Genomic DNA, 7,626 nt, shown 5'->3' on the forward strand with positions numbered 1-7,626 from the left:
TCAAGAGCAATACTGGGCTGATCAAAAATTAAAAACTATAACTATAAGAAATTAATTATCCAAACTGTCTTTAGACCCTAATTTCTTTTTGTTACTCTGCGCGAAACGCTTTGCAGGCCAACTCATGGTAAATCTTGCACCTTTTAAGGTTGGGCTTGCATCAACCTCGATTCGTCCACCAAACCAATAAGCAATCCGACTCACAATAGAAAGCCCTAAACCATAGCCACCCGAGGCCCGGGTACGGCTATCATCTAAACGTGCAAAAGCCTCAAAAATGCGTTTACGATCTTCCTCAGGAATACCCGGACCATCATCTTCAACGCAAACATAAGCCATGCCTGTATCTGTAACACCACCACTAATCACAATCTTATGATCACAGTAACGCACTGCGTTTCCAACCAAGTTTTGCACCACACGATGTAAATAACGACGCTCTGCATCTGCGATGACGCTTGGTAAGGGGGCTTCTACAATAATTTCTTTTTGGGTTTTCAATGCTTCAGTTTCGGTCGCAACTTGCTCAAGCACTTCGGCTAACACAATTTTTTCAAAATCGAGTGAAGGCGTGCCCTGCTCCAACTTAGCATAGGTCATAATTTCATCAATTAAGGTATTTAGCGCCTCAATATCTTTATCAATCATATCGACTTGCTGTATGCGATATTCATAATCGTCTTCCTCAGCCAGCATTTCCATACCAAATCGAATACGTGCCACGGGTGTTCTGAGTTCATGCGATACCGCGCGCATTAACTCTCGCTGCGCCTCAATCAAACGCTGGATATGGTCTGACATACTGTTATAGCTTGATGCCAAGCTTGCCATTTCGTCGGTACCATCAATGGGTAAACGCAGACTCAAATCGCCCGATTTCATACGATTTAAGGCATAGTTCACTTCGCGAATCTTACGTTGCATAGGCAAAATCAGACCATAAACCCCCAAGCTCAAGACAAATAAACTCAATAAGGTAATCCCTGCTGCCAATTGGAATGGCATCCAGTTAAACAAAGGCACTGGCCCCAACACCAACACTTCTGATGGCGTACTTGGAATAGGAGAAACAATCGAAATAGTCGTACCGCGCACAGTTGCACTATCACGATACAAGATAATGCTGTGGTCTAAGCGTAACCGTCCAATTTGCTCGGAATCTAAAGGAAGATTTTGTACTTTTTCAATTTCAATTGGATAGGAAAAATGCTTCTGAATTTTCGCTAGATATTCTTTTTCCTGTCCTGGGTAATACACCAGATAATCCAGAATAAAAATAGGCAGAGCTTTCATTTGGCGTTCACCAATTTTATCTACTTTTACATATAGATAGTGATTGGTGTCATTTTTTAAGCCGATAATAATATAAGCAATTGAGTTTTGCGCATCATAACGCACAGCAGCCTTTTGCTGACTAATACGTTTTTGTTCAGCTCTTGAAAGGTCAACTTTGTTGGCATCGACATAATAAATCGGCAATTCCAACAAGTCCGAAGCATCAGAAATCCAGTCCACCTTTTGTTGGACCGTCTGCTGACGCGCAATCCCCTCACTGATAATAAATGAAATACCATCAGTTAAGGACTCACGATATTCTTGCGCACGCTGGTAATTAATAATTTGCACCAGCAAATAAGCAAACAGCGCCACGATTGCAACCAGCACAACCAGACCTGCATAGATGCGCAAGAATATACTGTGTTTAAACACGAAAATGTCCTGTGTGAATCAAGAGAGATGCAAATTACATTCCGTTGGTTTCTTTAACAAAAAGATAGCCTTTACTACGCACAGTCTTAATTCGTTTCGGGTTTTCTGGATCATCGCCAATTTTTGGACGAATACGCGAAATACGCACATCAATTGAACGGTCTTGACCATCGTATTCAATACCACGTAGGCGCTCAAAAATATCTTCGCGTGACAGAATACGACCAGCATTAGAAGCCAACAACCAAAGCAAGTCATATTCTGCGCTGGTAAAATCGACCAACTCGCCATGTAAAGTTACGGAACGACCACCGTTATCAATCACCAAATCATCAAATTCGATGCGTTGTGCCACTTCATCTTCAGGTGCTTTGTCTGTACGACGTAATAATGCACGAATACGCGCAAGCAAAACACGTGGTTGAACTGGTTTAGCGACATAATCATCCGCACCCATTTCCAAGCCAAGCACCTGATCCATATCTTCAGTACGAGCGGTCAGCATTAAAATTGGTTGATGATAATGTGGACGTACTTCACGACAAATGGTTAAACCATCGGCACCCGGTAACATCACATCTAGAACAACTAAGTCAGGTTGCTCGGCAATAATACGACGAATGGCGCGATTACCATCTGGCTCTACCCCAACCTCCAATCCATTACGAATTAAGTATTCTTGGGTTAAACGCGCAAGACGCTCATCATCTTCTACAATTAGAATTTTCGGTAACTTTTCTTCTTGGCTCATAAACTGCACCTTCAAATAGGATGAAGCGTATCTTTTAAAAATCCGACAGATACGACGTAATATAGTTTTGCAATATACACACGTTTACATTGTAAACAAGATGCTATTCACGAAACTGATACATCTAAGTAGCTTTTTGTAATATTTTTTAATCGTTGAATTAATTGGCTTTTTCAGTTTGCATTTTTTGGCTCGCTTCAACATATCTTATTACATCATGAACAATTATTAACCAAATCAGGTAATTGATCATAAACTGTCTGATCAGTTTTATTCTTTTTCACTTATCCACAAGGTTATCTATAAGCAGATAAATAGAGCTTTGCTATGCTATGCCCTTGTCTAATAAGGCTTAAACCATAAGCATAAAAAACTCGGAAATTTGAGCTATTTTTTTTTGGCAAAAATCAGAAAAAATTTTAGTAAAATGTCAATATTGATCTACCCTCAATTTTCCCGTATCTTGTGTTCAATTCAATTTTAAACCACTAAGTCTTGTGTTTATTCCTCAAACACTGTGGCACACTTTTTGCCCAGTTCAAATGGTCCATAAACATAACAATAGATGACAATGGAGCTATGCTGACATGAGCGTAATCACATCCACCCCTGGGCAACTTCAGGTGATTAAACGAACTGGTGATGTTGCAGCTTTTGATGCCGAAAAAATTTCTGTCGCAATTGGTAAAGCCTTTTTAGCGGTAGAAGGACAACAAAGCGCTGACTCTAGCCGTATTCATGACCGCATTTCACAATTAACTGAAATGGTGATGAACACCTTTAACCGTCGTTTACCTTCTGGCGGTACAATCCATATTGAAGAAATCCAAGATCAAGTGGAATTGGCACTGATGCGTACTGGTGAACAGAAAGTTGCGCGTGCCTATGTGATTTATCGTGAACAACGTACATCTGCTCGTCAGCAAACAGGCGCACACCATCATCCGACTTTACAAATCACTGCACAAGACGGTCAACTTAAGCCACTAGACTTGAGCGCGCTCCAAACTAAAGTTAATAAGGCGGCTGAAGGTTTAGAAGGCATTGATGCGCAAGCGATTATCGATGAAACCGTGAAAAACTTGTATAACGGTGTAAAAGAGTCAGACATCTCGACGACGATGATGATGGCAACGCGTACCCGTATTGAGCAAGAACCAAACTACACTTATGTAACGGCTCGCCTACTTCGTGATGAGTTAGTTGCAACAGGTTTAGCCTTCCTTGGTTTGTCTGAAGACACAGTTGAAGGCGATGCTTTAGAAACTTTCCTGAAAAAAGGGATTGAGCTAGAGCTACTTTCACCAGAACTTCTTAATTTTGACCTTGCAAAATTGGCAGCGGCGATTCAACCAGAACGCTCAAATCAATTCACGTACTTAGGTCTACAAACTTTATTTGATCGTTACTTCATCCACTCAGATGGCGTACGTTTCGAATTACCACAATTATTCTTCATGCGTGTTTCGATGGGTCTTGCACTTAACGAAGAAAACCGTGAAGAACGTGCAATCGAGTTCTATAACTTATTGTCGAGCTTCGATTACATGGCGTCTACCCCGACGTTATTTAACTCAGGTACGCTACGTCCACAGTTATCAAGCTGCTACTTAACCACAATTGATGATGACCTGTATGACATTTATGGTGCAATGCGTGATAACGCAATGTTGTCTAAATGGGCAGGCGGTTTAGGTAACGACTGGACACCAGTTCGTGCCTTGAACTCGTATATCAAAGGTACAAACGGTAAATCACAAGGTGTTGTTCCATTCCTTAAAGTAGCGAACGATACCGCTGTTGCGGTTAACCAAGGTGGTAAGCGTAAAGGTGCCGTGTGTGCATACCTTGAAACTTGGCACTTGGACATCGAAGAATTCCTAGAGCTACGTAAAAACACTGGTGATGACCGTCGCCGTACACATGACATGAACACAGCAAACTGGGTTCCTGACTTGTTTATGCAACGTGTTTTTGAAGATGCAGAATGGACACTGTTCACGCCATCTGAAACTCCAGATCTACACGACTTAATGGGTGCAGAATTCGCTGAGCGTTACGCACACTATGAAGCAATTGCGAAAGAAACAAATATGTTGCACAAGAAAATCCGTGCAAAAGATTTGTGGCGCAAAATGCTGTCGATGTTGTTTGAAACAGGTCACCCATGGATCACATTCAAAGACGTATGTAACTTACGTTCACCACAACAACACGTTGGTGTAGTTCACTCATCTAACTTGTGTACAGAAATCACATTAAACACAAGTAAAGATGAAATTGCAGTATGTAACTTAGGTTCGATTAACCTTGTACAACACGTTCAAGGTGGTGTGTTAGACCGTGAGAAACTTGCACGTACTGTGAAAACAGCAGTTCGTATGCTCGATAACGTGATCGACATTAACTACTACGCTGTACCTCAAGCGCGCAACTCAAACTTGAAGCACCGCCCTGTCGGTATGGGTATCATGGGCTTCCAAGATGCTTTATATGAAATGGGCATGGCGTACGGTTCTGATGCTGCAGTCGATTTTGCTGATGAATCGATGGAAGTGATTAGCTACTACGCAATTTCAACATCAAGTGATTTGGCTGTTGAACGTGGTACTTACGAGACATTTAAAGGTTCGCTTTGGGATCAAGGTATCTTACCGATTGACTCTCTTGACCTTGTGGCTAAAACACGTCCTGAACGTATGTTTGAAGTTGACCGCACACAACGTTTGGACTGGGACACTTTACGTGCCAAAGTTCAAAAAGACGGTATGCGTAACTCAAATGTGATGGCAATTGCACCGACTGCAACCATCTCTAACATTTGTGGCGTTTCGCAATCAATTGAACCGACATTCCAAAACTTATATGTGAAATCGAACCTTTCTGGTGAATTCACAGTAATCAACCCGTACCTTGTACGTGCGTTGAAAGATCGTGGTCTTTGGGACTCTGTGATGGTCAATGATCTGAAACACTTCGAAGGTTCAGTTCAAAAGATTTCTCGTATTCCTGAAGAACTTAAAGCGATCTTCGCGACTGCATTTGAAGTTGAGCCACGCTGGATTGTAGATGCTGCATCACGTCGTCAGAAATGGATTGACCAAGCGCAATCGCTTAATCTTTACATTGCTGGTGCAAATGGTAAGAAACTTGACATCACTTATAAGATGGCATGGTTACGTGGTTTAAAAACTACATATTACCTCCGTGCATTAGGTGCAACTTCTGCTGAGAAATCGACCATTAACACGGGTGCATTGAATGCAGTTAAAGCAACTACAGTAGCAGCGCCTGTTGCAGCAGTTGCTCAGGATGTTAAACCTGAAGTGGTTGCTGAAGAGGAAGACTTCAGTCAAGCAGCCCCAGTACCAATGGCATGTTCAATTGACAACCCAGATTGTGAGGCTTGTCAGTAATCTGACCAGTTTCAAATCCTCCCTAAAACCCTCTTTTCAAAGAGGGTTTTAGGGAGATTAAAATATAAATAAAGGAAAAGACCATGCTCCACATGACCCATAACTACCTGTTAGGACTCGCGGTTCTGGTTTTTTCCTTTGTTTTCTTTTACGTGCCGATGGTCTACGCATTTGTTGCCATTCGCAATCAACAGCGTAAGCAAAATAAGTCGTGAGGACACTTGCTCTACCGAACAAAATTAGAGCATTTATCGACAAAACTTAATTTTGCTTACACAAATTGAGCGTATAGTAGGACATCTTCTTGGTTGAGATGTCTTCATAAAAGATATAAAGCAACGAAGAGAGAATTGATATGTCTATCCTAAGTTGGGACGATTTAGAAGATGATTCGCAAAAACCGGCTGCACCTGAACACAAGTCTGCGCCCGTCGAACCGCAAAAAGCGCCTGCTGCGCCGTTGGTATCTAATGCAGAGCAATCATCGTCGCATGTGGCAGCTGCACAATCCGCTGGAACCCGTTCAGTGCGAGCAACAGATCCAGCCGATCCGTTGGCAAGAGCATCTAACGCTCTAGAAACGTTAGATGTTGCCCCTGGTCTTGAAGAACTTGAGATGGGTGCGCAACGTGTACAAGTTGACGACAAAGCCATGATCAACTGTCGTGCTGACTTGAACCAACTTGTACCATTCAAATACGAATGGGCTTGGCAGAAGTATCTAGATGGTTGTGCAAACCACTGGATGCCTCAAGAAGTCAACATGAACCACGACATCGCGCTTTGGAAGTCTGAAAATGGCTTAACTGAAGATGAGCGTACCATTGTGATGCGTTCTTTAGGTTTCTTCTCGACTGCGGATTCATTGGTTGCAAATAACTTGGTCTTGGCAATTTACCGTCATATTACCAACCCTGAATGCCGTCAATACATTTTGCGTCAAGCATTTGAAGAAGCGATTCATACGCATGCGTATCAATACTGTATCGAATCTTTAGGTATGGACGAAGGCGAAGTCTTCAACATGTACCGTGAGGTTCCATCTGTAGCGCGTAAAGCAGCGTGGGGCTTAAAGTATACTCAATCGTTGAGTGACCCGACCTTCCAAACAGGCACACCTGAAAACGACCAAATTTTGTTGCGCAACTTGATCGCATTCTACTGTGTACTTGAAGGGATTTTCTTCTACTGCGGTTTTAGCCAAATTTTATCGATGGGCCGTCGTAACAAGATGAACGGTGTTGCTGAGCAATTCCAATACATCTTGCGTGATGAATCGATGCACTTGAACTTTGGTATCGATATGATTAACCAAATCAAGATTGAAAACCCGCACCTTTGGACAGCTGAATTCCAAGAAGAAATCATTCAAATGATTCTTGAAGGCACCATGCTTGAAATCGAATATGCACGTGACACGATGCCACGCGGTGTATTGGGTATGAACGCTGCGATGATGGAAGAATATTTGAAGTTTATCTGTAACCGTCGTTTAAGTCAGTTAGGCTTACCTGAACAATTTGCTGGTGTGAATAACCCATTCCAGTGGATGTCTGAAATGATGGACTTACGTAAAGAGAAGAATTTCTTTGAAACTCGAGTAACAGACTACCAAACGGGTGGTGCGTTAAGCTGGTAAGTAAATGACCTCACGTCACGCGACACATAAGTTGTCATTTGCGACGCATAAAATGTCATTGCGCGACACATAAGTTGTCATTGAGAAACCGCCATTAATGGCGGTTTTTT

5 protein-coding genes are annotated in these 7,626 nt (G+C 42.2%); 3 read left to right on the top strand and 2 right to left on the bottom strand.

Annotated elements, in window-relative coordinates:
• Positions 1–51 precede the first annotated feature (51 nt).
• Together bfmS and bfmR are read right to left on the bottom strand one after the other, a co-directional pair.
• Positions 52–1,710 carry a sensor histidine kinase BfmS gene (bfmS, locus tag E0H94_RS13490; protein WP_131326991.1) on the bottom strand — a complete coding sequence of 553 codons (1,659 nt, stop codon included), beginning with the start codon at positions 1,708–1,710 and terminating at the stop codon, positions 52–54.
• A gap of 34 nt (positions 1,711–1,744) precedes the next feature.
• Entirely contained in the window at positions 1,745–2,461 is a 717-nt protein-coding gene (gene bfmR / locus E0H94_RS13495; protein ID WP_116762477.1) for a response regulator transcription factor BfmR, read from the bottom strand.
• 587 nt (positions 2,462–3,048) lie between these two features.
• Here bfmR and E0H94_RS13500 point away from each other — a divergent pair.
• The 3 genes from E0H94_RS13500 (at position 3,049) to E0H94_RS13510 (ending at position 7,516) form a co-directional block, all read left to right on the top strand.
• Positions 3,049–5,877, top strand: coding sequence for a ribonucleoside-diphosphate reductase subunit alpha (locus E0H94_RS13500; protein ID WP_131326992.1), 2,829 nt, complete (start codon positions 3,049–3,051; stop codon positions 5,875–5,877).
• An 83-nt stretch (positions 5,878–5,960) separates the two neighbouring features.
• Entirely contained in the window at positions 5,961–6,092 is a 132-nt protein-coding gene (locus E0H94_RS13505) for a preprotein translocase subunit YajC (protein ID WP_131326993.1), read from the top strand.
• Positions 6,093–6,232: 140 nt separating this feature from the next.
• Positions 6,233–7,516, top strand: a complete 1,284-nt coding sequence (locus E0H94_RS13510; protein ID WP_131326994.1) for a ribonucleotide-diphosphate reductase subunit beta — start codon at positions 6,233–6,235, stop codon at positions 7,514–7,516.
• Positions 7,517–7,626: the final 110 nt, after the last annotated feature.

It is taken from the genome of Acinetobacter sp. ANC 4173 (genome assembly GCF_004331255.1).
Lineage (GTDB): Bacteria > Pseudomonadota > Gammaproteobacteria > Pseudomonadales > Moraxellaceae > Acinetobacter.